At 66.6% G+C, this 23,259-nt stretch carries 21 protein-coding genes and 2 pseudogenes; 19 read left to right on the top strand and 4 right to left on the bottom strand.

Annotated elements, in window-relative coordinates:
* The first annotated feature begins 46 nt into the window (after positions 1-46).
* The 5 genes from ftsH to folD all read left to right on the top strand — a co-directional run bounded on the left by ftsH (position 47) and on the right by folD (position 5,787).
* A complete protein-coding gene (gene ftsH / locus TabM4_RS14575) occupies positions 47-1,957 on the top strand; it encodes an ATP-dependent zinc metalloprotease FtsH (protein ID WP_434613798.1) in 1,911 nt (636 codons plus the stop codon).
* Positions 1,958-2,027: 70 nt separating this feature from the next.
* On the top strand, positions 2,028-2,627 hold the full coding sequence (locus TabM4_RS14570; RefSeq protein ID WP_434613795.1) for an MOSC domain-containing protein: 600 nt from the start codon (positions 2,028-2,030) through the stop codon (positions 2,625-2,627).
* Positions 2,628-2,807: 180 nt separating this feature from the next.
* Positions 2,808-4,484 (top strand): formate--tetrahydrofolate ligase, encoded by a 1,677-nt coding sequence (locus tag TabM4_RS14565; RefSeq protein ID WP_434613792.1) that lies wholly within the window; start codon positions 2,808-2,810, stop codon positions 4,482-4,484.
* 72 nt (positions 4,485-4,556) lie between these two features.
* Positions 4,557-4,853 carry a chorismate mutase gene (locus TabM4_RS14560; RefSeq protein WP_434613790.1) on the top strand — a complete coding sequence of 99 codons (297 nt, stop codon included), beginning with the start codon at positions 4,557-4,559 and terminating at the stop codon, positions 4,851-4,853.
* 43 nt (positions 4,854-4,896) lie between these two features.
* A complete protein-coding gene (gene folD / locus TabM4_RS14555) occupies positions 4,897-5,787 on the top strand; it encodes a bifunctional methylenetetrahydrofolate dehydrogenase/methenyltetrahydrofolate cyclohydrolase FolD (protein WP_434613788.1) in 891 nt (296 codons plus the stop codon).
* Positions 5,788-5,905: 118 nt separating this feature from the next.
* Here the strand turns inward: folD and pdeM are convergent, their stop codons facing one another.
* On the bottom strand, positions 5,906-6,547 hold the full coding sequence (gene pdeM / locus TabM4_RS14550; protein WP_434613786.1) for a ligase-associated DNA damage response endonuclease PdeM: 642 nt from the start codon (positions 6,545-6,547) through the stop codon (positions 5,906-5,908).
* 38 nt (positions 6,548-6,585) lie between these two features.
* Positions 6,586-8,978 (bottom strand): annotated as a pseudogene (locus TabM4_RS14545) (ligase-associated DNA damage response DEXH box helicase).
* 381 nt (positions 8,979-9,359) lie between these two features.
* Here TabM4_RS14545 and TabM4_RS14540 point away from each other — a divergent pair.
* The 5 genes from TabM4_RS14540 to TabM4_RS14520 all read left to right on the top strand — a co-directional run bounded on the left by TabM4_RS14540 (position 9,360) and on the right by TabM4_RS14520 (position 14,141).
* Positions 9,360-10,172, top strand: a complete 813-nt coding sequence (locus TabM4_RS14540; RefSeq protein ID WP_434613783.1) for a TIGR00282 family metallophosphoesterase — start codon at positions 9,360-9,362, stop codon at positions 10,170-10,172.
* A complete protein-coding gene (locus tag TabM4_RS14535) occupies positions 10,169-11,095 on the top strand; it encodes a DMT family transporter (RefSeq protein ID WP_434613780.1) in 927 nt (308 codons plus the stop codon). The genes TabM4_RS14540 and TabM4_RS14535 overlap by 4 nt, the downstream gene beginning before the upstream one ends.
* A 42-nt stretch (positions 11,096-11,137) precedes the next feature.
* Positions 11,138-12,916 carry an SLC13 family permease gene (locus TabM4_RS14530; protein ID WP_434613777.1) on the top strand — a complete coding sequence of 593 codons (1,779 nt, stop codon included), beginning with the start codon at positions 11,138-11,140 and terminating at the stop codon, positions 12,914-12,916.
* Positions 12,917-12,938: 22 nt separating this feature from the next.
* Positions 12,939-13,301 (top strand): hypothetical protein, encoded by a 363-nt coding sequence (locus TabM4_RS14525; protein ID WP_434613774.1) that lies wholly within the window; start codon positions 12,939-12,941, stop codon positions 13,299-13,301.
* A gap of 96 nt (positions 13,302-13,397) precedes the next feature.
* Positions 13,398-14,141, top strand: a complete 744-nt coding sequence (locus tag TabM4_RS14520; RefSeq protein WP_434613771.1) for a YebC/PmpR family DNA-binding transcriptional regulator — start codon at positions 13,398-13,400, stop codon at positions 14,139-14,141.
* 61 nt (positions 14,142-14,202) lie between these two features.
* Here TabM4_RS14520 and TabM4_RS14515 read toward each other — a convergent pair whose 3' ends face one another.
* Positions 14,203-14,685: a hypothetical protein gene (locus TabM4_RS14515; protein WP_434613768.1), complete on the bottom strand. Its 483-nt coding sequence runs from the start codon at positions 14,683-14,685 to the stop codon at positions 14,203-14,205.
* Positions 14,686-15,032: 347 nt separating this feature from the next.
* Here TabM4_RS14515 and TabM4_RS14510 point away from each other — a divergent pair, with 347 nt between their 5' ends.
* On the top strand, positions 15,033-15,329 hold the full coding sequence (locus TabM4_RS14510) for a hypothetical protein (protein WP_434613766.1): 297 nt from the start codon (positions 15,033-15,035) through the stop codon (positions 15,327-15,329).
* A 45-nt stretch (positions 15,330-15,374) separates the two neighbouring features.
* A complete protein-coding gene (locus tag TabM4_RS14505; protein WP_434613763.1) occupies positions 15,375-15,956 on the top strand; it encodes a hypothetical protein in 582 nt (193 codons plus the stop codon).
* On the opposite strand, the gene TabM4_RS14500 is transcribed toward TabM4_RS14505, so the two are convergent.
* Entirely contained in the window at positions 15,947-16,837 is an 891-nt protein-coding gene (locus TabM4_RS14500; protein ID WP_434622091.1) for a LysR family transcriptional regulator ArgP, read from the bottom strand. The genes TabM4_RS14505 and TabM4_RS14500 overlap by 10 nt on opposite strands.
* 86 nt (positions 16,838-16,923) lie before the next feature.
* Between TabM4_RS14500 and TabM4_RS14495 the strand changes: the two genes are divergently transcribed.
* The 7 genes and pseudogenes from TabM4_RS14495 (at position 16,924) to TabM4_RS14465 (ending at position 23,241) form a co-directional block, all read left to right on the top strand.
* The gene (locus tag TabM4_RS14495) at positions 16,924-17,535 is read left to right on the top strand and encodes a LysE/ArgO family amino acid transporter (protein ID WP_434613760.1); all 612 of its coding nucleotides are present in this window, start codon (positions 16,924-16,926) and stop codon (positions 17,533-17,535) included.
* 55 nt (positions 17,536-17,590) lie between these two features.
* Positions 17,591-18,505 (top strand): DMT family transporter, encoded by a 915-nt coding sequence (locus tag TabM4_RS14490; RefSeq protein WP_434613757.1) that lies wholly within the window; start codon positions 17,591-17,593, stop codon positions 18,503-18,505.
* 1,623 nt (positions 18,506-20,128) lie between these two features.
* Positions 20,129-20,254 (top strand): annotated as a pseudogene (locus tag TabM4_RS14485) (calcium-binding protein); the annotation flags it as partial.
* 53 nt (positions 20,255-20,307) lie between these two features.
* Positions 20,308-20,418 (top strand): hypothetical protein, encoded by a 111-nt coding sequence (locus TabM4_RS14480; protein WP_434622089.1) that lies wholly within the window; start codon positions 20,308-20,310, stop codon positions 20,416-20,418.
* A 23-nt stretch (positions 20,419-20,441) separates the two neighbouring features.
* Positions 20,442-22,100 (top strand): calcium-binding protein, encoded by a 1,659-nt coding sequence (locus TabM4_RS14475; RefSeq protein ID WP_434613754.1) that lies wholly within the window; start codon positions 20,442-20,444, stop codon positions 22,098-22,100.
* A gap of 52 nt (positions 22,101-22,152) precedes the next feature.
* On the top strand, positions 22,153-22,350 hold the full coding sequence (locus tag TabM4_RS14470) for a zinc finger domain-containing protein (RefSeq protein WP_434613751.1): 198 nt from the start codon (positions 22,153-22,155) through the stop codon (positions 22,348-22,350).
* 30 nt (positions 22,351-22,380) lie between these two features.
* Positions 22,381-23,241, top strand: coding sequence for an urea carboxylase-associated family protein (locus TabM4_RS14465; protein ID WP_434613748.1), 861 nt, complete (start codon positions 22,381-22,383; stop codon positions 23,239-23,241).
* The last annotated feature ends 18 nt before the right edge of the window (positions 23,242-23,259 follow it).

Below are 23,259 nucleotides of genomic sequence, written 5' to 3'. Positions count from 1 at the left end.
GTCGCGGGCTGGTTTCCGGCCATGCGGCGGTATGAGGAGACACTTCGTGGGCAACGCACGAAACATCGCATTCTGGGTCGTTCTGTTCCTTCTGATCCTGGCCCTGTTCAACCTGTTCAGCGGCAACCAGACGACGGGATCGTCCCGGACGCTGTCCTATTCGGAATTCATCGCCCGCGTCGACAGCGGCGAGGTGCAGAGCGTCACGCTGGATGGCGAGCGGGTTCTGGTCCGTGCGCGGGACGGGTCGCAATACGTGACGATCAAGCCGGATGGCGAGGTCCTGACGGATCGCCTGATCGCCAAGGGCGTCGAGGTTAAGGCCGAGGCACAGGAGCAGTCGGGTTTCCTATCGGTGCTGGGCATCTGGCTGCCCTTCCTCGTGCTGATCGGGGTCTGGATCTTCTTCATGAACCGGATGCAGGGCGGCGGTCGCGGTGGCGCGATGGGCTTTGGCAAATCGCGGGCGAAGTTGCTGACCGAGAAGCATGGGCGCGTGACATTCGATGACGTGGCGGGGATCGACGAGGCCAAGGAAGAGCTTGAGGAGATCGTGGAATTCCTGCGGAACCCGCAGAAGTTCAGCCGTCTTGGCGGCAAGATTCCGAAGGGCGCGCTGCTGGTCGGTCCTCCGGGGACTGGTAAGACGCTGCTGGCGCGGGCCATTGCGGGTGAGGCGGGGGTGCCTTTCTTCACCATCTCCGGCTCCGACTTCGTGGAGATGTTCGTGGGTGTGGGTGCATCCCGTGTGCGCGACATGTTCGAGCAGGCGAAGAAGAACGCGCCCTGCATCGTCTTCATCGACGAGATCGACGCGGTGGGCCGTGCGCGTGGCGTAGGCATCGGCGGCGGGAATGACGAGCGCGAGCAGACGTTGAACCAGTTGCTGGTGGAGATGGACGGGTTCGAGGCGAACGAGGGCGTGATCATCGTCGCCGCGACCAACCGCAAGGACGTTCTGGACCCCGCGCTGCTGCGTCCAGGTCGTTTCGACCGCCAGATCCATGTGCCGAACCCCGACATCAAGGGCCGCGAGAAGATCCTTGGCGTGCATGCGCGCAAGGTGCCTCTGGGGCCGGATGTGGACCTGCGGACGATCGCGCGGGGGACTCCGGGCTTTTCGGGTGCCGATCTGATGAACCTTGTCAACGAGGCGGCGCTGATGGCGGCGCGCGTGGGGCGGCGGTTCGTCACGATGGAGGACTTCGAGAACGCGAAGGACAAGGTGATGATGGGGGCCGAGCGCCGGTCCATGGTGCTGACGCCCGACCAGAAGGAGAAGACGGCCTATCACGAGGCAGGTCACGCCATCGTCGGGCTGAACATGCCGAAGTGCGACCCTGTGTATAAGGCCACGATCATCCCGCGCGGTGGTGCGCTGGGGATGGTGGTTTCGCTGCCCGAGATGGACCGGCTGAACATGCACAAGGACGAGGGCAAGCAGAAGATCGCCATGACGATGGCGGGGAAGGCTGCGGAGATCATCAAGTATGGCGAGGAGGGGGTTTCCTCCGGCCCTGCGGGGGATATCCAGCAGGCGTCTTCGCTGGCCCGCGCGATGGTGATGCGCTGGGGCATGTCGGACAAGGTCGGCAATATCGACTATGCCGAGGCGCATGAGGGGTATCAGGGGAACACCGCCGGTTTCTCGGTTTCGGCCCATACGAAGGAGCTGATCGAGGACGAGGTGAAGAAGCTGATCGACGAGGGGTATGAGACCGCCCGTCGCATCCTGATCGAGAAGGCCGAGGATTTCGAGCGGCTGGCGAAGGGCCTGCTCGAATACGAGACGCTGACGGGTGACGAGATCCGCAAGGTCATCGCGGGCGAGGCGTTGGGTGGTGACGACGACGGGGACAAGCCGGCCTCTGGCGGTGGAACGACTTCCATCGCGGCGATCCCGAAGACGAAGCCCAAGACCCCGAAGGCGGGGCCGGAGCCAGAGCCGGTGGTGTGACCGGCGCAGTCGGTGTAAGAAATGGACCCCGGGGCTGATCGCTCCGGGGCTTTTCGTTGCGGGAGGTGGGATGCCTGTTCTGAAACCGACTGAATACCTGGGCCGCATCGTCTGGCTTGGCCTTGTGCGCGACCGCGACGCGGCGCTGGAGGCCGAGGCGGTGGAACGGATGACCGTTGGTTTCGCAGGTCCCGAGGGCGAGGCGCATGGGGGCCTTACGCGGCCATCCTGCAGCCGTGTGGTGGCGCAGTATCCAAAGGGCACGACGATCCGAAACACACGGCAGTTCTCGGTGCTGGCGGCAGAGGATCTGGCCACCATTGCCGCGAAGATGGGCGTGGAGCGGCTGGACCCCGCTCTGGTCGGCGCGACGATGGTGGTGGAGGGGATCCCGGATTTCAGCCACCTTCCGCCCTCCAGCCGCTTGCAGGGCGAGGGCGGTGCGACGCTGGTGGTCGATCTGGAGAACCGTCCCTGTCAGTTGCCCGCGAAACCCATCGAGGCGCGGCATCCCGGTCTGGGCGCGAAATTCAAGGCGGCGGCGCAGGGGCGGCGGGGGATCGTCGCATGGGTGGAGCGTGAGGGGACATTCCAGATCGGCGAGGTCATCCGCCTGCACATCCCGGATCAGCCGGTCTGGGCGCATCTGGAGGCCGCGCGGCGCGGATAGCGCGTGTCGGAAAAAGACGGGTTCCGGAGCGAAGTTTCCCGCGAGTGTTCGATTATTTCCGATAGGAAACCCACACTGGCGAATCTGGGGCCGAAAAGGTCGGAAAAGCCACTCGCAACCGGCAATCATGTCGGTATCAGGTTCCTAACGGGGAAAGAACCCCGCAACGGGAGCTGGGATATGGCATTCAAAACCGACATCGAAATTGCGCGCGAAGCGAAGAAGAAGCCGATCATGGAGATCGGTGCGAAGCTGGGCATCCCGTCGGAGCATCTGCTGCCCTATGGCCATGACAAGGCGAAGGTGAGCCAGGAGTTCATCAAGAGCCTCGCCGACAAGAAGGACGGCAAGCTGATCCTCGTGACCGCGATCAACCCCACCCCGGCGGGCGAAGGCAAGACGACGACAACCGTGGGTCTGGGCGATGGCCTGAACCGCATCGGCAAGAAGGCAGTCATCTGCATCCGTGAAGCGTCGCTTGGGCCCAACTTCGGGATGAAGGGGGGCGCTGCGGGCGGCGGTTACGCGCAGGTCGTGCCGATGGAGGAGATGAACCTTCACTTCACCGGCGACTTCCACGCGATCACCAGCGCGCACAATCTGCTGTCGGCGATGATCGACAACCATATCTACTGGGGCAACAGCCTGGATATCGACGAGCGTCGTGTTGCGTGGCGTCGGGTGATGGACATGAACGACCGCGCGCTGCGCGACATGGTCGTGTCTCTGGGTGGGGTTGCGAACGGGTTCCCGCGCCAGACGGGTTTTGACATCACCGTGGCGTCGGAAGTCATGGCGATCCTCTGCCTGTCGAATGATCTGGATGACCTGCAGAAGCGTTTGGGTGACATCGTCGTCGCCTATACCCGCGACAAGAAGCCGATCTACTGCCGCGATATCAAGGCCGATGGCGCGATGACCGTGCTGCTGAAGGATGCGATGCAGCCGAACCTCGTGCAGACGCTGGAAAACAACCCGGCCTTCGTGCATGGCGGGCCGTTCGCGAACATCGCCCACGGCTGCAACTCGGTCATTGCCACCAAGACGGCGCTGAAGCTGGGTGAATATGTCGTGACCGAAGCGGGCTTCGGTGCCGATCTGGGTGCCGAGAAGTTCTTCGACATCAAGTGCCGCAAGGCCGGGCTGAAGCCTTCGGCAGCGGTGATCGTGGCGACCGTGCGCGCGATGAAGATGAACGGGGGCGTGGCGAAGGCCGACCTCGGGACCGAGAATGTCGATGCGGTCAAGAAGGGCTGCCCGAACCTTGGCCGCCACATCGCCAATGTGAAATCCTTCGGCGTGCCGGTGGTCGTAGCGATCAACCACTTCTACAGCGACACGGATGCGGAAATCGCCGCCGTGAAGGCCTATGTGGCCGAGCAGGGCGCGGAAGCGATCCTGTGCAAGCACTGGGCGCAGGGTTCGGCCGGGATCGAGGATCTGGCGAAGAAGGTCGTGTCGCTGGCCGAGTCGGGGGCCGCGAATTTCGCGCCGCTCTACCCGGATGAAATGCCGCTCTTCCAGAAGCTGGAGACGATTGCCAAGCGGATCTACCACGCCGATGAGGTGATTGCCGACAAGTCGATCCGCGACCAGCTGAAGGCATGGGAAGCGGCGGGCTATGGTCATCTGCCGATCTGCGTGGCCAAGACGCAGTATTCCTTCACCACCGATCCGTCGGTGCGCGGTGCGCCCACAGGCCATACCGTTCCGGTGCGGGAAGTACGCCTTTCGGCGGGTGCCGGTTTCATCGTCGCGATCTGCGGTGAGATCATGACGATGCCGGGTCTGCCCAAGGTGCCGTCGGCCGAGGTGATCCGCCTGAACGATCAGGGCCATGTCGAGGGGCTGTTCTGATCTGATCTGTCGCGTTGCCCTTTCAGGTTCGGCCCCTTACATGGGGGTCAACCTGAGAGGGGACGAGACGCGATGAAAAGGCCCGAAGACTGCACGACGATGGCCGATATCCGGGCCGAGATCGACCGGCTGGACGAGGAATTGGTGGCACTGTTCGCGGAACGGACCGCCTATATCGACCGGGCGGCGCAGATCAAGGAAGAGGTCGGCCTGCCCGCGCGGATCGAGGATCGGGTCGAGCAGGTCGTGGCCAATGTGCGGCGTCATGCGGCGGCCCACGGGTTGCCGCCGGACAAGCTGGAAAAGCTGTGGCGCAAGCTGATCGACTGGTCGATCGAGCGCGAGGAAGACCATCTGCGGAAAGGGTGAGGCAGGGCCCGCCCGTTCCGCCGCAAGGACAGGACGGGAAAGCATGGTTGCCAAGGTGATCGACGGAAAGGCCTTCGCGGCCGATGTGCGGGCGCGGGTGGCTGCGCATGTGGCGCGGCTGAAAGAGCAGAACGGCATCACGCCGGGGCTGGCCGTGGTGCTGGTGGGCGAGGATCCTGCGAGCAAGGTCTATGTGCGCAACAAGCACGCCTCCACCATCGAGGTGGGGATGGAGAGTTTTGAGCATCGCCTGCCGGCGGAGACGGGCGAAGCGGAACTGCTGGCGCTGATCGACAAGCTGAACGCCGATCCTGCGGTGCATGGGATTCTGGTGCAACTGCCGTTGCCGGGGCATCTGAATTCGGAACTGGTGATCAACCGGATTGATCCGGCCAAGGATGTGGACGGGTTCCACATCTCCAACGTCGGGCTGCTGGGGACGGGGCAGAAGTCGATGGTGCCCTGCACGCCGCTGGGCTGCCTGATGATGCTGCGGGATCATCATGGCAAGCTGGCGGGGTTGAATGCGGTGGTCGTGGGGCGGTCGAACATCGTGGGGAAACCCATGGCGCAGCTGCTGCTGGGCGATAGCTGCACGGTGACGATTGCGCATTCGCGGACCAAGGATCTGGCGGAGGTGTGTCGGCGGGCGGATATCCTTGTCGCTGCCGTGGGGCGGCCGGAGATGATCACGGGCGACATGGTGAAGCCGGGGGCGACGGTGATCGACGTGGGCATCAACCGGATCGAGCGGGACGGGAAGGCGAAGCTGGTCGGCGACGTGGATTACGAGAGCGCCGCTGCGGTGGCGGGGGCGATTACCCCGGTGCCGGGGGGTGTGGGGCCGATGACGATTGCCTGTCTGTTGGCCAATACGCTGACGGCCTGCTGCCGGGCGAATGGTCTGGCGGAGCCGGAGGGGTTGACGGCGTGACCGTGTAGGGCGGGGTTTTACCCCGCCTTTTCCAGTGGTTGGTGGGGTGAACCCCGTCCTACGGCGCCCCGGTTGCGGGGCGCTTTTTGTTTTGGCGGGCGGCGGGGTGAACCCCGCCCTACAGGGGAATGGGAAGGGCGCGGGGGCCGGTCAGGATCGCCAGCGCGCCCTTTTGCATGAGGCCTTGCAGGGCGGCGTCGTTGGTGTGCAGACCGCCCGTATAGGTGCCGTAGGCGGGCAGGATCAGGCGGTGGGTGTCCAAGAGGAAGCAGGGGCGGGCGGTGCCTTTGAGGCGGGTTTTGGGGTGGTAGTGACCTGATATTTCGGCGCTTTTCCGTGGGTCGGCGATGTGGCGGAAGGTGAGGGGGCCCAGCGTCAGGGTGGCGCGGTGGGTGCCGCCGATCTCGACCGGGCCTGCGTCGTGGTTGCCTTCGATCCATGTCCAGTCGCGGCCTGCCATGAGGCGGGCGAGGCGGAGGCGGGCGGCCTCTTCCAGACCGTCGGCGGCGGCGAGGTCGTCGAAGCTGTCGCCGAGGCAGATGACTTGTGCGGGGGCGGTGCGGTCGATGTCGGCTTCGAGTTTTTCCAGCGTGGCCCTTGTTTCATAGGGCGGGAGCAGCGCGCCGCCGCGACGGGCGAGGCGTTCGGATTTGCCGAAATGCAGGTCGGAGACGCAGAGGAGCGATTGCGCGGGCCAGTAAAGCGCGCCGGAGGGGAGGGCGTGGAGGGTTTCGCCGGCAAGGGTGAAGGCGTGGTGCATGGGGCGGTTTTGCCTTGGCGTGCAAGGCGTTGCAAGTGTCAGGCGAGGCCTGCTTCCTGCATTAGCCTATGCGCCGCCTCTTCGACCATGCGTTCGCGGCCCGTGCCGTGGATCGGGATGCGGCCCGGTTCGAGGAAGAGGGGCGCGGCGAGGGGTGTCACGCGGGGGAGGCGGATCAGGTCGATGCGGTTTTCGACGCGGACGAGCATGTCTTCGATGCGCGAGAAGTCGACGAGGCCGCGTTCGGCCTCTTCCCGCGTGACTTGCAGAAGCAGGTGGTCGGGGTCGTATTTCCGCAGTGTGTCGTAGAGGATGTCGGAGGAGAAGGTGGCCTGACGGCCTGTTTTCCGGCGGCCCTGATGGCTGCGTTCGATGAGGCCCGCGATGATGGCGGTGGCGCGGAAGGTGCGTTTCATCACGGTATTGCCGCCGAGCCAGGTTTCAAGCCCTTCGCGGAGTTTGCCAAGGTCGAAGAGGGGGACGGCGTCGGTGACGGGGTCGAGGCCCCAGATCAGGGTCGCGTAGTCGGTGGCGGTGAAGCCCAAGGGGGCAAGGCCTTGGTCTTCCATGACTTTCGTGACCAGAAGGGCGAGGGTCTGCATCGCGTTGCGGCCTGCGAAGCCGTAGATGCAGAGGTGTTCGCGGCCATCGTGGGGGAAGGATTCGACGAGCAGGCGGTCAGGGCTTGGCAGGCGGGAGACGTCGCGTTGCAGGGCGAGCCACTGGGCGGTGTGGGCGGGGAGGTCGGGCCAGCTATCCTGTTGGAAGATCTCGAGAATCCGCTGGGTGAGCAGGGTGGAGGTGGCGAATTTGGTGCCGTTGAAGGTGGCGACCTTGGGTCGCGGCCGGGTTGGCGGGTGACTTCGACGGTCATCTCGCGCAGGCCTTCGTAGCGGACGATTTCGCCCCCGATGAGGAAGGTGTCGCCGGGGGTGAGGGTGGAGGCGAAGCCTTCTTCGACTTCGCCCAAGGGGGTGCCGCCGAGGCGGTTGCGGAGGCGGACCTTGAGGGTTTCGGTGTCGATGATGGTGCCGAGGTTCTGGCGGATCACGGCGGCGGTGCGGGGGTCGCGGAGCTGCCATTTGCCGTTTTTTTCCAATAGTCTCTGCCACTTGTCATAGGCGCGGAGCGCGTAGCCGCCGGTGGCGCAGAAGTCGAGGCAGGCGTCGAATTCGGGTCTTGTGAGGGTCGTGTAGGGACCCGTGCGCTTAACCTCTTTGAATAAATCGTTAGCGTCGAAAGGGCCGGAGGCGGCGGTCAGGAGGATGTGCTGGCAGAGCACGTCGCGGGGGCCGGGGCCGCGCGGTTCGCCGTCCAGAGTGTGATCGCGGACGGCGTCGAGGGCGGCGCGGCATTCCACCACCTCGAACCGGTTGGCGGGGAGGATGAGGGCCTTGGACGGGGCGTTGTAGCGGTGGTTGGCACGACCGATCCTTTGCACGAGGCGTTTCACGTTCTTTGGCGCGCCGACCTGGATGACGAGGTCCACGTCGCCCCAGTCGATCCCGAGGTCGAGGGAGCCCGTGCAGACGACCGCGCGGAGCTTGCCTTCGGTCATCGCGGCCTCCACCCGTTCGCGCTGTTCGCGGGCGAGGGAGCCGTGGTGGATGCCGATGGGCAGGCCTTCGTCGTTCTGTAGCCAGAGGTCGTGAAAGAAGAGTTCCGCCTGCGCGCGGGTGTTGTGGAAGATGAGGGTCGTGCGGTGGCGGCGGACTTCGTCGAGGATGGCGCGCATGGCGTAGCGGCCTCCGCCCCCCGACCACGGGGGGGGCGTTTCGGTTTCCAGCATGGCGATGTCGGGGTCGGGGCCGGGGTCGGCCTGCAGGATGTCGCAGCTGGTGGGGGAGAGGTAGCGGGCGAGTGCGGGCGGGTCTTCGACGGTGGCGGAGAGGCCGACGCGGCGGAGGTTGGGGGAGAGGGTTTCGAGGCGGGAGAGGAGGAGCATGAGCTGGTCGCCGCGTTTGGATTCGGCCAGCGCGTGGAGTTCGTCGATCACAACCCGTTGGAGGGATTGGAAGATTTTGGGGGCGTCCTCGTAGGAGAGGAGGAGGGCGAGGCTTTCGGGGGTGGTGAGGAGGATGTGCGGCGGGTCGGCGCGCTGGCGGCGGCGCTGGGTGTAGGAGGTGTCGCCGGTGCGGTCCTCGATCCGGATGGGAAGGCCCGCGCCTTCGACGGGGGTGCGGAGGTTGCGGCGGATGTCGGCGGTGAGGGCCTTGAGGGGGGAGATGTAGAGGGTGTGGAGGCCGGGGGGCGGGGTTTGGCCGAGTTCGGCGAGGGTGGGGAGGAAGCCTGCGAGGGTCTTGCCGCCGCCCGTGGGGGCGATGAGGAGTGTGGCGGGGTTGCCGGCGCGGGCCAGCATTTGTTGTTGGTGGGGGTGGAGGGTCCAGCCTTTTTCCGTGAGCCAGTCGGTGAGGGGGGCGGGGAGGTGCATGGGGGGAAGGTAGGGCGGGTTGAGGGGTGGGGGAAGTGTTTGTTTCCGGGGGGTTGGCGGGAAATGGCTGTGCCGGATGTTGTGCCGGACTCTGTACCGCAAAGTGTGCATACAAATCTGGAGAGAGTTGGGTGGGCATATATGGTTAAGGGTGCGTCGGTGCACAGGAAATCGCGGATCTTGGGGGTGCGGGGGTTCTGTGGGCTAGGGGTGGGGTTGGGTGGTTTGGAATGGCAAGGCGGTGTCCTTGATAGGATGGGGTGGGGGTGAGGGTGGCGGGGTTAACCCCGCCCTACGGTTTGATCATGTTCATCGCTTTCCCGACTTCGCCCCGTCGGGAACGGGATTGCCGTTTCGCATGACAGGGCGTAGGGCGGGGTCATGCGGATCCTTTTCCTTGGCGATGTGATGGGGCGGGCGGGACGGGCGGCGATTGCCGCGCGGCTGCCGGGGTTGCGGGCGGAATGGGCGCTCGATTTCGTGGTGGTGAACGGCGAGAACGCCTCATCGGGCGCGGGGCTGACGGCGGATCATGCGCGGCTGATTTTGCAGGCGGGCGCGGATTGCATCACTCTGGGTGACCATGCCTTCGATCAGAAGGAGATGCTGACCTTCATCGAGACGGAGCCGCGCATCATCCGGCCCATCAACTTTTCCAAGGTGGCGCCGGGCAAGGGGTTCCGGGTGTTCACCGCGACGCAGGGGCGCAAGGTTCTGGTGGCGCAGGTTCTGGGGCAGGTCTTCATGAAGCGGCCCTTCGATGACCCGTTTTCGGCGATCGAGGGGGTTCTGAAGACCCATGCGCTGGGCGCGGCGGTGCAGGCGGCGGTGGTGGACGTGCATGCGGAAGCCACGAGCGAGAAGATGGGCATGGGGCATTGGTGCGACGGGCAGGCGTCGCTGGTGGTGGGCACGCATACCCATGTGCCGACGGCGGATGCGATGATCCTGAAGGGGGGCACGGCTTACCTTACGGATGCGGGCATGTGCGGGGATTATGACTCCGTGATCGGGATGGAGAAGCTGGAGCCGTTGCGGCGCTTCGTCACCGGGATGGCGAAGGGGCGGTTCGAGCCGGCGGAGGGGGAGGCCACGCTGTCGGGCGTGTTCGTCGAGACGGATGACCGGACGGGCAAGGCCCTGCGCGTGGTGCCCGTGCGGTTGGGCGGGCGGTTGCAAGCGAGCGCGCCTTGAGCATCGCGTCGGGTACGGGTGCGGTGACGGGGCGGCGCTGGTTTCAGGTGGGCGTCCTGCTGTGCCTTGGTCTGGGCTGGGGGCTGACGCAGCCCTTGGGCAAGATGGCGGTGGCAGAGGGGCGGGGGCCTTTCGGCCTGATCTTCTGGCAATTGGTGGTTTGCGTGATCGTGCTGGGGGCGCTGACGCTGCCGCGCGGGAAAGGGATGGTCCTGACGCGGGCGAGCCTGCGGTTCTATGTGATCGTGGCGGCGCTGGGGACTTTGATCCCAAATGCGACCTTCTACCTGTCGGTGGCGCGGCTGCCGTCGGGGGTGATGTCGATGATCATCTCGGCCGTGCCGATGATCGCCTTTCCGGTGGCCGTGATCCTGGGCATGGAGCGGTTTGCCTGGGCCAGGCTGGCGGGGCTGTGCCTTGGGCTGGCGGCGGTGGGGATGCTGGCCGCGCCGGGGGCGGTGCTGGCGGAGGCGGGGATGGCGGCCTTTCTGCCTTTGGCGATGGTGGGGCCGCTCTGCTATGCGCTGGAGGGGCTGTATGTCGCGCGGCACGGCATGGCGGGGATGGACCCGGTGCAGGCGATGTTCGGGGCCTCGGTCGTGGGGCTGCTGGGCTGTTTGCCGCTGGCCTTGGGGACGGGGCAGATGTTCGATCCTTTCGCCGATTTCGGGCAGGCGGAGGCGGCTTTGGTGGCATCCTCGGCCGTACATGCGCTGATGTATTCGGCCTATGTCTGGCTTGCGTTCCGAGCGGGGGCGGTGTTCGCCTCACAATGTTCCTATATCGTGACCGGAGCGGGAATTTTCTGGGCGATGCTGCTTCTGGGGGAAAGATTTCCTCCTTCTCTGTGGCTTGCGCTTGTTTTGCTTCTCTCCGGTGTGGCATTGGTCAGCCCGCGCGGGGTGCGGGGCGGGGCCGCCTGAAGGCCCCCCGCGCGCCGGTTCTGGCAGGGTGCGGGGTAGGGCATGTTCGGATTGGAGATCGCGGCGGAGTGGCAGCCTTGGGTGGCCTTGGCCATACTCGTGGCGATGTTCACGCTCTTCGTGCGCGAGACCTATCCGGTGGAGGTGACGGCGATGGGCGGGGCGACCGCCATGCTGTTGACCGGGCTTCTGCCGGTGAAGGACGGGATCGCGGTGCTGTCGAACCCGGCGCCTTGGACCATCGTCCTGATGTTTCTGGTGATGGGGGGGCTGGTGCGGACCGGGGCGGTGGAGGCGGTGATCCGCACCGCCGAGCGGCATGTGGGCGGGCGCCCCAAGACGACGATCGTGGTGCTGTTCGGGGTGATCGGCGTTGCCTCGGCCTTCATGAACAACACGCCCTTGGTGGCGGTGATGATCCCGGTCGTGATGCAATTGGCGGTGAAGTTGCGGACGGCGCCTTCGAAACTGCTGATCCCCCTGTCCTATATCACGGTGCTGGGGGGGATGATCACGCTGATCGGGACGTCGACCAACCTTCTGGTCGATGGGGTGGCGGCGCAGGCGGGGTTGGAGCATTTCGGTATCTTTGAGATCGCGCCTCTGGGCCTCATCTTGATGGTGGCGGGGGGGATCTTCCTTGCGCTGACGTCGGACAGGCTGCTTCCGGTGCGGCAGAGCATGGGGGTTCTGCTGAGCGACCGGCGGAAGATGAAGTATTTCACAGAGGTGGCCATCCCGGAGGACAGCCCGCTGATCGGGCAGGCGGTGCTGGAGATCGACCTGTTCAAGCGCGACGGGGTGCGCCTGATCGACGTGCTGCGGGGCGATGCGTCGCTGCGGCGCGATCTGGCACCCGTGGTTCTGCAGGCGGGCGACCGCGTGGTGCTGCGGACCGAGATGACGGAGCTGCTGGGCCTGCAGGGGCGCAAGGACCTGCATCTGGTGGACAAGCTTTCCTCGACCCGGACCGAGACGGTGGAGGTGCTGATTTCCCCCGGTTGCCGGATGGAGGGGCGGCGGCTGGGCGAGTTGCGCCTGCGGCGGCGCTATGGCGTCTATGTGCTGGCGGCGCATCGTCGGAACCAGAACATCGGGCGGCAACTGGATGACCTGATCGTGCGGGTGGGGGATACGCTGCTGCTGGAGGGGTCGGTGGAGGATATCCAGCGGCTGGCGGCGGACATGGATCTTGTGGATATCAGCCGCCCGTCGATCAAGGCCTTCCGGCGGAGCAAGGCCCCCATCGCGGTGGCGGCGCTGGCGGGGATCGTGCTGCTGTCGGCGCTGGATGTCGCGCCGATCCTCGCGCTGGGGCTGGTGGCGGTGTCGGTGATCCTGATCACGCGCTGCGTCGATGCGGAGGAGGCGTTTTCCTTTGTCGACGGGCGGTTGATGGCGATGATCTTCGCCATGCTGGCGGTGGGCGAGGGGCTGGAGCAATCGGGCGCGGTGACCCTGATGGTGGAGACCGTGGCGCCCTACATGGTGGGGCTTTCGCCCTTCGTGACGATCCTCTGCGTCTATTTCCTTGGGCTGATCCTGACCGAGTTCCTGTCGAACAATGCGGTGGCGGTGATCTATACGCCCATCGTGATCGAGTTGGCGCAATCGCTGGGTGTCGATCCGCGCGGGTTCGTGGTGGCGGTGATGTTCTCGGCCTCGGTGGCATTTGCGACGCCGGTGGGGTATCAGACGAACATGATGGTTTACGGGCCGGGCGGATACCGGTTTGCGGACTTCATGCGGGTGGGGATACCGTTGAACATCCTGACGGGGTTGCTGGCTTCGGCCCTGATCCCGGTGTTCTGGCCGTTCTGAGCGTTCTGAGGGAGTGCGGGCGATGCGTCTGGTCTTTGGGTTGGGTTTGGCGATGCTGGCCCTTGGCGGCTGCGCGGCGCTGATGCAGGAGCCGGTGCCGAAATCGGCGCGGCTGTCGGCGGAGGTGCTGACGGTGACGCTGGGCGACGGGACGGTGTGCCGCGCGGATTGGGCGGCGGCGGGCGGTGCGGGGCGGTTGGAGCCTTGCGGGCCGGGATATGATTACCGGGTGACGGTGGTGGAGAAGCCGAACCTCCTGCGGCAGTTCTGGAGCGAATTGGCCGGGGCGCTGGGCGCGGAGGGGGTGGTGCCGCCGATGGGCAAGGTGGAGATCGCCGGGAACGGGCGGACGTGGGAATTCGTGTCGCCCCCGCCAGTGGAGTGATCCGGCAGGTGGGCGGGCTGCGGGGCGGGGTTGCCGTTCCCCGCCCGCCATGTGTATAGGACGCCATCACCCCGCAGGGATATCGGAGCAAGGGTCATGGCAGGCCATTCCAAATGGGCGAACATCCAGCATCGCAAGGGCAAGCAGGACAAGCTGCGGTCCAAGATGTTTTCCAAGCTGGCGAAAGAGATCACCGTCGCCGCCAAGATGGGCGACCCCGATCCCGACAAGAACCCACGTCTGCGTCTGGCGGTGAAGGCGGCGAAGGCCGTGTCCATGCCCAAGGACGTGATCGAACGCGCGATCAAGAAGAGCCAAGGCGGGGATGCGGAGGATTACACCGAGATCCGCTATGAGGGCTATGGCGTGAATGGCATCGCCATCATCGTCGAGGCGATGACGGACAACCTGAACCGCACCGCATCGAACGTGCGGTCCTATTTCACCAAATGCGGCGGGAACCTTGGGCAGACCGGATCGGTCAGCCATTCCTTCGACCGGGTGGGGGAGATCTCCTATCCGGCGAGCGCCGGATCGGCCGACGATGTGATGATGGCCGCGCTGGATGCCGGGGCGGACGACGTCGAGTCCGATGACGAAGGCCACTGGATCTATTGCAGCGTGGAGAGCCTGTCGGAGGTTTCCGACGCGCTGGAGAAGGCGCTGGGGGAATCGACCGAGTCGAAGCTGGTCTGGCGGCCGCAGTCGCGGACCGAGGTCGATCTGGAAACCGCGCAGAAGCTGATGCGGTTGATCGACATGCTGGAAGAGGATGATGACGTGCAGACGGTGACGCACAATTTCGACATCCCCGAGGACGTCGCGGCGCAACTGGGCTGAGGCCCGGTCGTCGATGGACTTGCGGGGGCGGTCTTCGGGCCGCCCTTTTGCATCCGGCCTGTCAGACCGTGGTCGGCGGCGCGGTTTCCAAGCGGCGGCTGCCGTGGCGCGATTCCAGCCAGTGCGCGTGGTTTTCGAGCGCGATGGAGAGCGCCTCGAGCAGGTCGCCACGGGCGATGGGCATGCGCAGGGTGACGTCGCAGATGGCCATGCGTTCGGTCGAATAGTCCGACTGGGTGACGCGCTTGGTGGCCATGATGATGGGCATGCCGGGGCTGAAGCGGCGCAGGCGCATGCCGAAGTCGATCATCGCACCTTCGTCGCCAAGGAAATCCGCATCGACCAGCGCCACGTCGTGGCTGTCGCCATAGCTGTCGAACCATTCCAGCGGCAGGCGGCGCATCGGGAAATGCACGACCTTGGCCCCTTTTTCGGCGAGCCAGTCGAGGAGGGGGTCAAGCGGGCCGGGACGCTGACAGAAGACCACGATCTGCGCCTGACGTGGGGCCGGGGTCGTTTCCGGAGGGCGAGACTGCGTTGTCATGTTACCTGACGAGGCCATTCCGATGTTGTGGGACAATCCGCTCATCTTCCTGTGGCGTTGCTGCGTCTTGAGGGGCCTGCGGGAAACCTGGGTTGCACTGGCACGATCACTTTGAGGGCACGAATTTGTGAGAAGCCAAAAAAGCGTTACGCATTAAGTTAATACACGTAAAAGTTGTTGTCACTGGTCTTGCTGTCAAGAGGCAACTCATTACCGACTGCGAATAATTCCTTGCATGTTTCGTACCACCCACCACCCGAACGAAGAATATTGCCGAAATCCCTATTGTTACGTTAGATTAACGGCGCAAAACACAGGCCGTTAGGCCGGCAGGGGATGGATCGGTTTTGAACATCAAGAGTGTATCTCAGTTGCGGGCGCTGCTTTTCGACATGGAAAAGTCGCTTGGGCTGGTGGAGTTGTCGCCGAATGAGCGCGATGTGCTTTATGCGATCAACGAGGTGTCGTCCGGCACGCCCAAGGCGGCGCGGTCGGAGGCCATTCGCAACCATCCGCTGGCGGCGGCCATTCCGCAGGCGACCTATCACCGCGCGCTGAAGAGCCTTGTCCAGCGCGGGTTGATCGCCCACGCGCCGGAGACCCGTGCGGGCCATTATGTGATGACGGAGCGCGGGCCGCGCTGAGGAGGGCCGGGAAACCGGGCCGCGCGGCGCGGCGAGGAGGAAGAGATGACAGTGCTGCACGGGATGCGCCTTGGCCTGCTTCACTTCATGGTGGCATCGTGCGCGATGGTTCTGGCCTTCGTGACCTGCCACGGGTTGCACGAGATCAACCAGCTTTGGCTGCAACAGATCGCGCCGCGGATGCATTCGGTCTTTCTGCCCTTCGGGGTGATGATCCTGCTGGGGTGGGTCTATGGCTGGCTTGCGCTGCCCCTGATCCTTCCGGCGGCGCTGCTGTCGGTTTTCTGGATCGTCGGGGGTGAGGCGATGACGGGGACCATCGTGTTCATCACGGTGGTGAAGGTGCTGTCGGTGCCGGTGACATTCGCGCTGTTCCGCTGGGGCGGGATGGATGTTCGGGGCGAGGGCGGGATGGCGAATTGGCGCGGCTTCGTCATGGTGGGGCTTGTCGCCTCGGTCCTTGGGAACGTGCCGCGGGCGACGGTGGGGCCCTTTGGCGGCGGGACCGTGGTGGAGATGACCGAGGCGATGCTGACGGCGACGGCGGCGGATGTGGCGGGGCTTATCGCGGTGATGCTGATCGTGATGCTGTGCTTCCGGCTGGCGCGGCGGATGGGTCAGGTCTGACGCAGGGCGCTGCGGGCGGCGGTCTGCATGGCGCGGGTCAAAGGGGCGAGCGCGGGCGCGGTGAGGCGGGCGAATTGCCAGTGCAGCGGCGTGTCGAGCGGGTGATCGGGGGCGAGGTCGATCAGGCGGCCCGCCGCGATATGGGCGGCGACCAGTGGTTCGGGGTTGAGCCCCCAGCCGAGGCCCGCGAGGCAGGCATCGACGAAACCCTGTGATGAGGCGAGGCGGTGACTGGGAAAGCCCGCGCGGGTGGCAAGCCCGCCGGTGAGCGCGTCGACCCAAAGGTGTTGCAGGCGGTCCTTGTCGGAAAAGGTCAGGGCGGGGGCGCGGGAAAGCGCCTCTGCCGTGGGTCCACCGGGCATCCAATGTTCGAAATAGGCAGGTGAGGCCGTGGCGCGATAGCGCAGCGCGCCGAGCGGGAGCGTGTCGCAGCCCTGTAGCGGGCCGGGATGGGCGGTGACGGCGGCGGCCACCTCGCCCCGGCGGAGCCAATCCTGCGAGACGTCCTGATCGTCGATGACGATGTCGTAAAGGAAGCCCGGCGTCGCGGCGAGGGCGGGGATCACCCATGTGGCGAGGCTATCGGCATTGACGGCGATGCGCAGGGTGGTGGGTTGCTGGCCGAGCGCGGGCAGTTCGGCGGAAAGCGCGCGTTCCAGAAGCGCCACCTCGTCATGGTGGCGGATCAGGCGCAGGCCGGTTTCCGTGGCGGTGCAGGGCGTGCCGCGCCGGATGAGGAGGGTGCCGATGCGTTCCTCCAGCGCCTTGAGGCGTTGGGAGATGGCCGAGGGCGTGACATGCAGTTCCGCCGCCGCAAGGTCGAAGGAACCGCGCCGATGCACGGCGGCGAGGGCGGCGAGTTGGGCGGGGTCGAGCATCAGTTTTGCTAATCCGTCACGAGAAAGATTAAATGGATTGATCCCCGTCCCGTGGGTTAGGTCAAGCGCGAAGCAGGGGAGCGGGTGCCATGACGGCAGGTTTTGCAGCAGGTTCGGGGTTTCTGGTGGCAATCAGCCTGATCGCGGCCATCGGGGCGCAGAATGCCTTTGTGCTGCGGCAGGGCATACGGCGCGAGCATGTGCTGGCGGTGGTCGCGACCTGCGCGCTGTCGGATGCGGTGCTGATCGCGGCAGGGGTGGGCGGGTTCGGCCTTGTTTCGGGCGCGGTGCCGTGGCTGGCGGATGTGATGCTGTGGGGCGGCGTGGCCTTTCTGGTGGTCTATGGCGCGATGCGGTTCCGCGCGGCGTGGCGCGGCGGCGAGGCGCTGATGCCAGCGGCGGGTGGGGCGGCACCTTTGGGGAAGGTGCTGGCGACCTGCCTCGTGCTGACATGGGCCAATCCGCATGTCTATCTGGATACGGTGGTGCTGCTTGGGTCGATCAGCGCGCAATATGCGCCGCATGGCCTGTCCTTCGGCATCGGGGCGGCGATGGGGTCGCTGGTGTTCTTTTCGGCGCTGGGTTTCGGGGCGCGGCTGTTGGGGCCTGTCTTCGCGCGGCCGCGGGCCTGGGTCGTGCTGGAGGTGGTGGTGGGCTGCACGATGTGGGCGATTGCGGCGAAGCTTGCGCTGACGGCGTGAGAAATCCGCCCGCCGGCCCTTGCGGGGGGCGCGGGCTTGGGCTTTGGTCGCGCGCATGAGCGGCGCGGATCAGAGCGATTTGGGGCGGCCCGTCGAGGGCGCATTGTGGATGCTGGCGACGGGGCTGTGCTTCGTGGGCGTGACGGGCGTCGTGCGCTATCTGGGGACGGACCTGCCCGCCGCGCAATCGGCCTTTGTCCGCTTTGGCTGGGGCGTGCTGTTCCTGCTGCCGAGCCTCTGGGGGCTGGCGCGGCAGGGGCTGCCCGAGGGCACGCTGCGCCTGTTCGGCTGGCGGGGCGTGGTGCATACGGCGGCGGTGATCCTGTGGTTCCATGCCATGGCGCGCATCCCGGTGGCCGAGGTGACGGCGATCGGATACCTGAACCCGGTTCTGGTGACGCTGGGGGCGGCGCTGTTCTTCGGCGAGGCGCTGGCGATGCGGCGGATCGTGGCGGTCGGGGTGGCCTTGATCGGTGCGCTGATCGTGATCCGGCCGGGGCTGCGCGAAGTGACGGACGGGCATCTGGCGCAGCTTGGGGCGGCCTGTTTCTTTGCGGCCTCCTATCTTTTCGCGAAACGGCTGAGCCAGTTGGCCCCGGCGGGGACGGTGGTGGCGATGATGTCGGCCACGGTGACCGTCGGTCTTCTGCCGCTTGCGCTTTGGGTCTGGGTGCCGATGAGCCTGTCGCAACTGCTGTGGCTGGGGCTGGTGGCGGGCTTCGCGACGGGGGGGCATTACTGCATGACGCGGGCCTTCCGCCCCGCGCCCTTGGCCGTCACGCAGCCGGTGACCTTCCTGCAGCTTGTCTGGGCGACGGCGCTGGGCGCGCTTGTCTTTGGCGAGGGGGTGGATGTCTTCGTTCTGCTGGGGGGGGCGGTGATCATCGGGGCGATCAGCTACATCACCTGGCGCGAGGCGATGATCAAGCGGCAGCGCGTGACCCCGGCCGAGGCGGAGACGACGCTTTAGCGGCGGGTTTCCGGCAGGTTTCGGGCAGTGGCGCAAAAGCCCCGGCGAATGCCATGAAAGCGCCAGACTTTCCTAAGCCATCGGTAACCGTGACAGGGCCAGTCTGACCCTGCCTTCGGGCATGGGTGGGTGTGGCATGTTGGAAATCCAAAGGGTCGGGGTGGCCCTTGGCGCGCGTTTCGCGCAGCCATCGGCGCAGGGGGAATTGGTGGTGGTGCCGGGGGCAAGCCCGGTGCTGCGGATGTTCAACCCGGTACTGAACGAGACGGTGGTGATCGTGCCAGGGGCGGCGGGTCCGGTGGTGGAGGGCTTTGCGGTGCAGGGCGCGGCGCGGGTGCCGGTGACGGTGGGTGGCGTTGCGGGAAGCCTGCCCGTGGATATGATCGCGGCGGCGCAACTGCCGGGGGCGGGCGGGTTGACGGGCCATCTGACGCCGGGCGCGCCCTTGCAGGCGCGGGCGGTGGAGATGCTGGCGGTGGACCTGGGCGGTCAGGCCTATCTCATCGCGGCGCGGCCTGCGGGCAGCGGGGTGGAGGCCTTCCGCATCGGGCCGGGGCAGGCGCTGACGGCGGTGTCGGCGCTGGTGGATACGGGGGCTTCGGCCTTGGCCGGGGTGGCGGCGCTGGCGGGGGCGAATGTCGGGGGCCGGGTCTTCGTCTATGCGGGTTCGGCGCTGGAACATGGGGTGACGGTGCTGGAGCTGGGCGCGGGCGGGGTGCTGTCGCGCGGCTCTGTGGTGGGGCAGGCGCAGGGCGTGCCCCTGCAGGGGGTGAGCGCGCTGGAGACGGTGGCGGCCTTCGGCGCGACATGGCTGGTGGCGGCGGCGGCGGGATCGTCCAGCCTGACGGTGTTCCGGATCGGGGCGGATGGCGTGCCGGTGCCGGTGGATCACGTGACCGATGCGCTGACGACGCGGTTTCAGGCTGTGACCGCGCTGGAGGTGGTGACGCATGGCGATTGGGTCTTCGTGATCGCGGCGGGGGCGGATGAGGGGCTTTCGGTCTTTGCCATGACGCGGGGCGGGCGGCTGGTGCATCTGGCGACGCAGGAGGATCGGCTGGATCTGGGACTGGCCAATATCAGCGCGCTGCGGGCGGTGGTGGTGGGGGACAGGTTGCAGGTGCTGGCCCTGTCGGGGGCGGAGGCGGGGCTGACGCAGCTTGCCCTGCCGCTGGCGGGGCTGGGGGCGGTGGTGTCGGCCTTTGGCGGGGTGGCCAGTGGCGGGGCGGGGCGCGACCTGATCCTTGACGGTGCGGGGGCGGAGGTCCTGAGCGGCGGGGCGGGGGCGGATGTCTTCGTGATGCGGGCGGATGGGCAGCGTGATGTGATCGCGGATTTCGACCCTGCCATGGACCGGATCGACCTGACGGCATGGCCCATGCTGCGCAACATGGGACAGGTGGCGGTGCAGCCAACGGCGACCGGGGCGATCCTGCGCTTTGGTGCGGAGGAACTGGAACTGCGCAGCGCCGATGGCCGGGGGTTCAGCACGGCGCAGGTGCGGGCGTTGGACTTCGGAGCGGGGTATCGGCTGGGCTTTGCCGGGGAGGCGGAGGAGCCGTCGGGGCCGGGGGAAGGGGCGGATGACTTCGCCGGGGGGAGGGGAATGACAGCCTTTCGGGGATGGGCGGGGATGACCGGATCGCGGGTCTGGGCGGCAATGACCGGCTGTTCGGCGGAGCGGGGGACGACACGCTTTTCGGTGGTGCGGGGAATGACAGTCTGGACGGGGGCGAGGGGGCGGATCGGCTGGAGGGCGGGGAGGGGAACGACCTGCTGGCGGGGGGGGCGGGGATGATCTTCTGGCGGGCGATGCGGGGCAGGATCGGCTGGAGGGGGGCGATGGGGCTGACAGTCTTTTCGGGGGGAAGGTCTGGATACGCTGTTCGGCGGGGTTGGGAATGATGGGCTGACGGGCGGGGCGGGGGATGACCTGTTGCAGGGCGAGGAGGGCAACGATCTGCTGGCGGGGGAGGGGGGCAATGACAGGCTCTTGGGCGGGGCAGGGCTGGATTGGCTGTATGGTGGGGCCGGTGTCGACCAGATGATGGGCGAGGCCGGGGATGACCGGCTGTTCGGTGGCGAGGATGGGGACAGGCTTTCGGGGGGAGAAGGGGCGGATCGGCTGTTTGGTCAGGCGGGGGATGACAGCCTTTTCGGCGAGGGCGGCAATGACCGCCTGCTGGGTGGGGCGGGTGCCGATCTGGTTTATGGCGGGGCGGGGCAGGACCTGCTTTGGGGGCATGCCGGGGCTGATTTCCTTGATGGCGGCGAGGGTGCGGACAGGCTTTATGGCGCGGGCGGCGATGATCGCCTGACGGGCGGCGAGGGGGATGATCTGATGCTGGGCGGTGCCGGGCATGACACCGTCACCGACACGGCGGGCAATGATACGGCGGACGGCGGTGCCGGCGATGACACGCTTTCCGGCGGGGTGGGGAACGATCTTCTGCATGGCGGCGCGGGGCGGGACCGGCTGGATGGCGGCGCGGGAAATGACCGGCTGTTCGGTGGGGCGGGGGGGGATCGCCTGGATGGCAGCGATGGCGATGACGCGCTCTGGGGCGGGATAGGCAATGATGCGCTCTCCGGCGGGGCGGGGCGCGACAGTCTGGATGGCGGGGCGGGGGATGACGGCCTGTCCGGCGGGGATGGGGATGACCTGCTGCTGGGCTGGCTGGGAAACGATCAGATCAATGGCGGGGCGGGCAACGACATCCTGCGCGGCGGTCGGGGGAACGACCGGATCGACGGGGGGGAGGGCAATGACAGGCTGGCTGGCGACGGGGAGGATGACCAGTTGCTGGGAGGGTTGGGCGATGACAGCCTTTCGGGCGGCCTTGGGCGCGACAGGCTGCAGGGCGGCGAAGGCGCGGACGGCCTTTCTGGCGATGCCGGCGACGACAGCCTGACGGGCGACGGGGGGGACGATCGCCTAATGGGCGGTCAGGGTGCGGATGTGCTGGATGGCGGGGCGGGCAATGACCGCCTGTGGGGCGGGACGGAGGGCGACACGCTGGCCGGCGGGACGGGGAACGACCAGCTTGATGGGGGGACGGGGGATGACCTGCTGGGCGATGTCGCGGGAGATGACCGGTTCTGGGGGCGGGAGGGGAATGACCGCATCTTCGGGGGCATCGGCGCGGATGACCTTTACGGCGGCGACGGGGCGGACAGTCTGGACGGGGGCGAGGGGGATGACCGCCTTTTCGGCGATGAGGGGGCCGACACGCTGCGCGGTGGAAGCGGGACTGACCGGCTGATCGGGGGCGCGGGGGATGATCTGCTGGACGGTGGGGCGGGGACGGACGTGCTGGAGGGCGGGATCGGCAATGACAGCCTGACCGGGGGTGCGGATGCGGATGTCTTTGTCTTTGCCGCGCTTCGGTTTGGTGAGCAGGACCGGATCCGCGACTTCGTGCCGGGGCTTGACCGTCTGCACCTGCAGGGCCCTGGCGGGATGGCGGATCTTGCGCTGCGGGATGTGCTGCTGGAGGGGCGATGGGCGGTGGAAGTGGCGGCCGCGGGACATGTCATCCTGATGGAGGGGCTGCGGGCGGGGGACCTGACGGCGGGGGATTTCCATTTCCTGTGACTCTCTCCCTGCGGGGCGTCGCAGTGGGGCCTGCCGGGTGCTAGGAAGGCCCATGCCGATTCTGGTTCCCCTTCTTCTGCTGGCGGTGCTCGCCGCGCTGTGGTGGCAGCGGCGCGGATCGACATTGACGCGCGATTGCCGGTGGCGGCTGGATCGGGCGGCGGGGGCAGAGGTCTGGCGCTGTGCCGTCTGCGGGGCGGTGACGGAGGGGGCAAGGTCGCCGCGCCATTGCCTGCGGGAGCGGGGCTGATAGGGTTGGGGGCAGAGAGGTGAGCCCGCTATGAAGCTGATCCATGATCATTCCGCCCCTGACGATGCCGCGCGGCGAAGGGCGGTGCCGCCTGTGATCTGCTATCCGGTGGAGGGGTTGGCGCGGCCCGACATGGCCCCTTTCCGCGCGGCGCGCGCGGGGTGGACGAAGGTGGCGGAGGTGCTGGTGCCTGCGCGCAAGGCGCGGTGTTTTGCGGTGGGGGCGGGGCAGTTCTTCCGGATCACCAGCGTGGAGGGGCCGCAGGTCGGGGATCTGAACCTGTGGTCGGCGGTGGATCTGCGGGAGCGGTTCTATTCGGGCAAGACGCGTGCGCTGCATGGAACGCATCTTTCGACGGGGGATCGGATGTGGTCATCCTTTCCCTTCCTGCGGCCCATGGCGGTGATCACGGATGACACGCTGGACTGGTACGGGTTCGACGATTTCGGCGGCGCGGTGCATGACGTGATCGGCACGCGCTGCGATCCCTATACGCATAACCTGTTGTCGGGTGGGGGGCAGTATCACCATTGTTGCCATTCCAACCTGACCCGCGCGCTGGCGGATTGGACGGGGTTGCCTTTGCGCGAGGCGGAGGGGCATGTGCATGATGTGCTGAATGTCTTCATGTGCACTGGGTTCACACGGGATACGGGGCAGTATTTCATGAAGGCGTCGCCCGTGCGGCCCGGGGATTATCTGGAGTTCTTTGCCGAGATCGACCTTGTGGGGGGCCTGTCGGCCTGTCCGGGCGGGGATTGTTCGGCGGAGCATTCCTCGGATGCGGCGCGGTGCCATCCGCTGCTGGTGGAGGTGTTCGAGCCTGTGGCCCCGCCCGCCGGATGGGTGGCGCCTGTGGTGAATGGCTATGACCGGACCCATGGCCGATAGGCCACTGCGGCCGACCGG

The sequence above is a fragment of the Tabrizicola sp. M-4 genome (assembly GCF_051132405.1).
Classification (GTDB): domain Bacteria; phylum Pseudomonadota; class Alphaproteobacteria; order Rhodobacterales; family Rhodobacteraceae; genus Paragemmobacter.
Note: the sequence above shows the minus strand (reverse complement) of the source record. Positions and strands in the feature narration are given on the sequence as shown.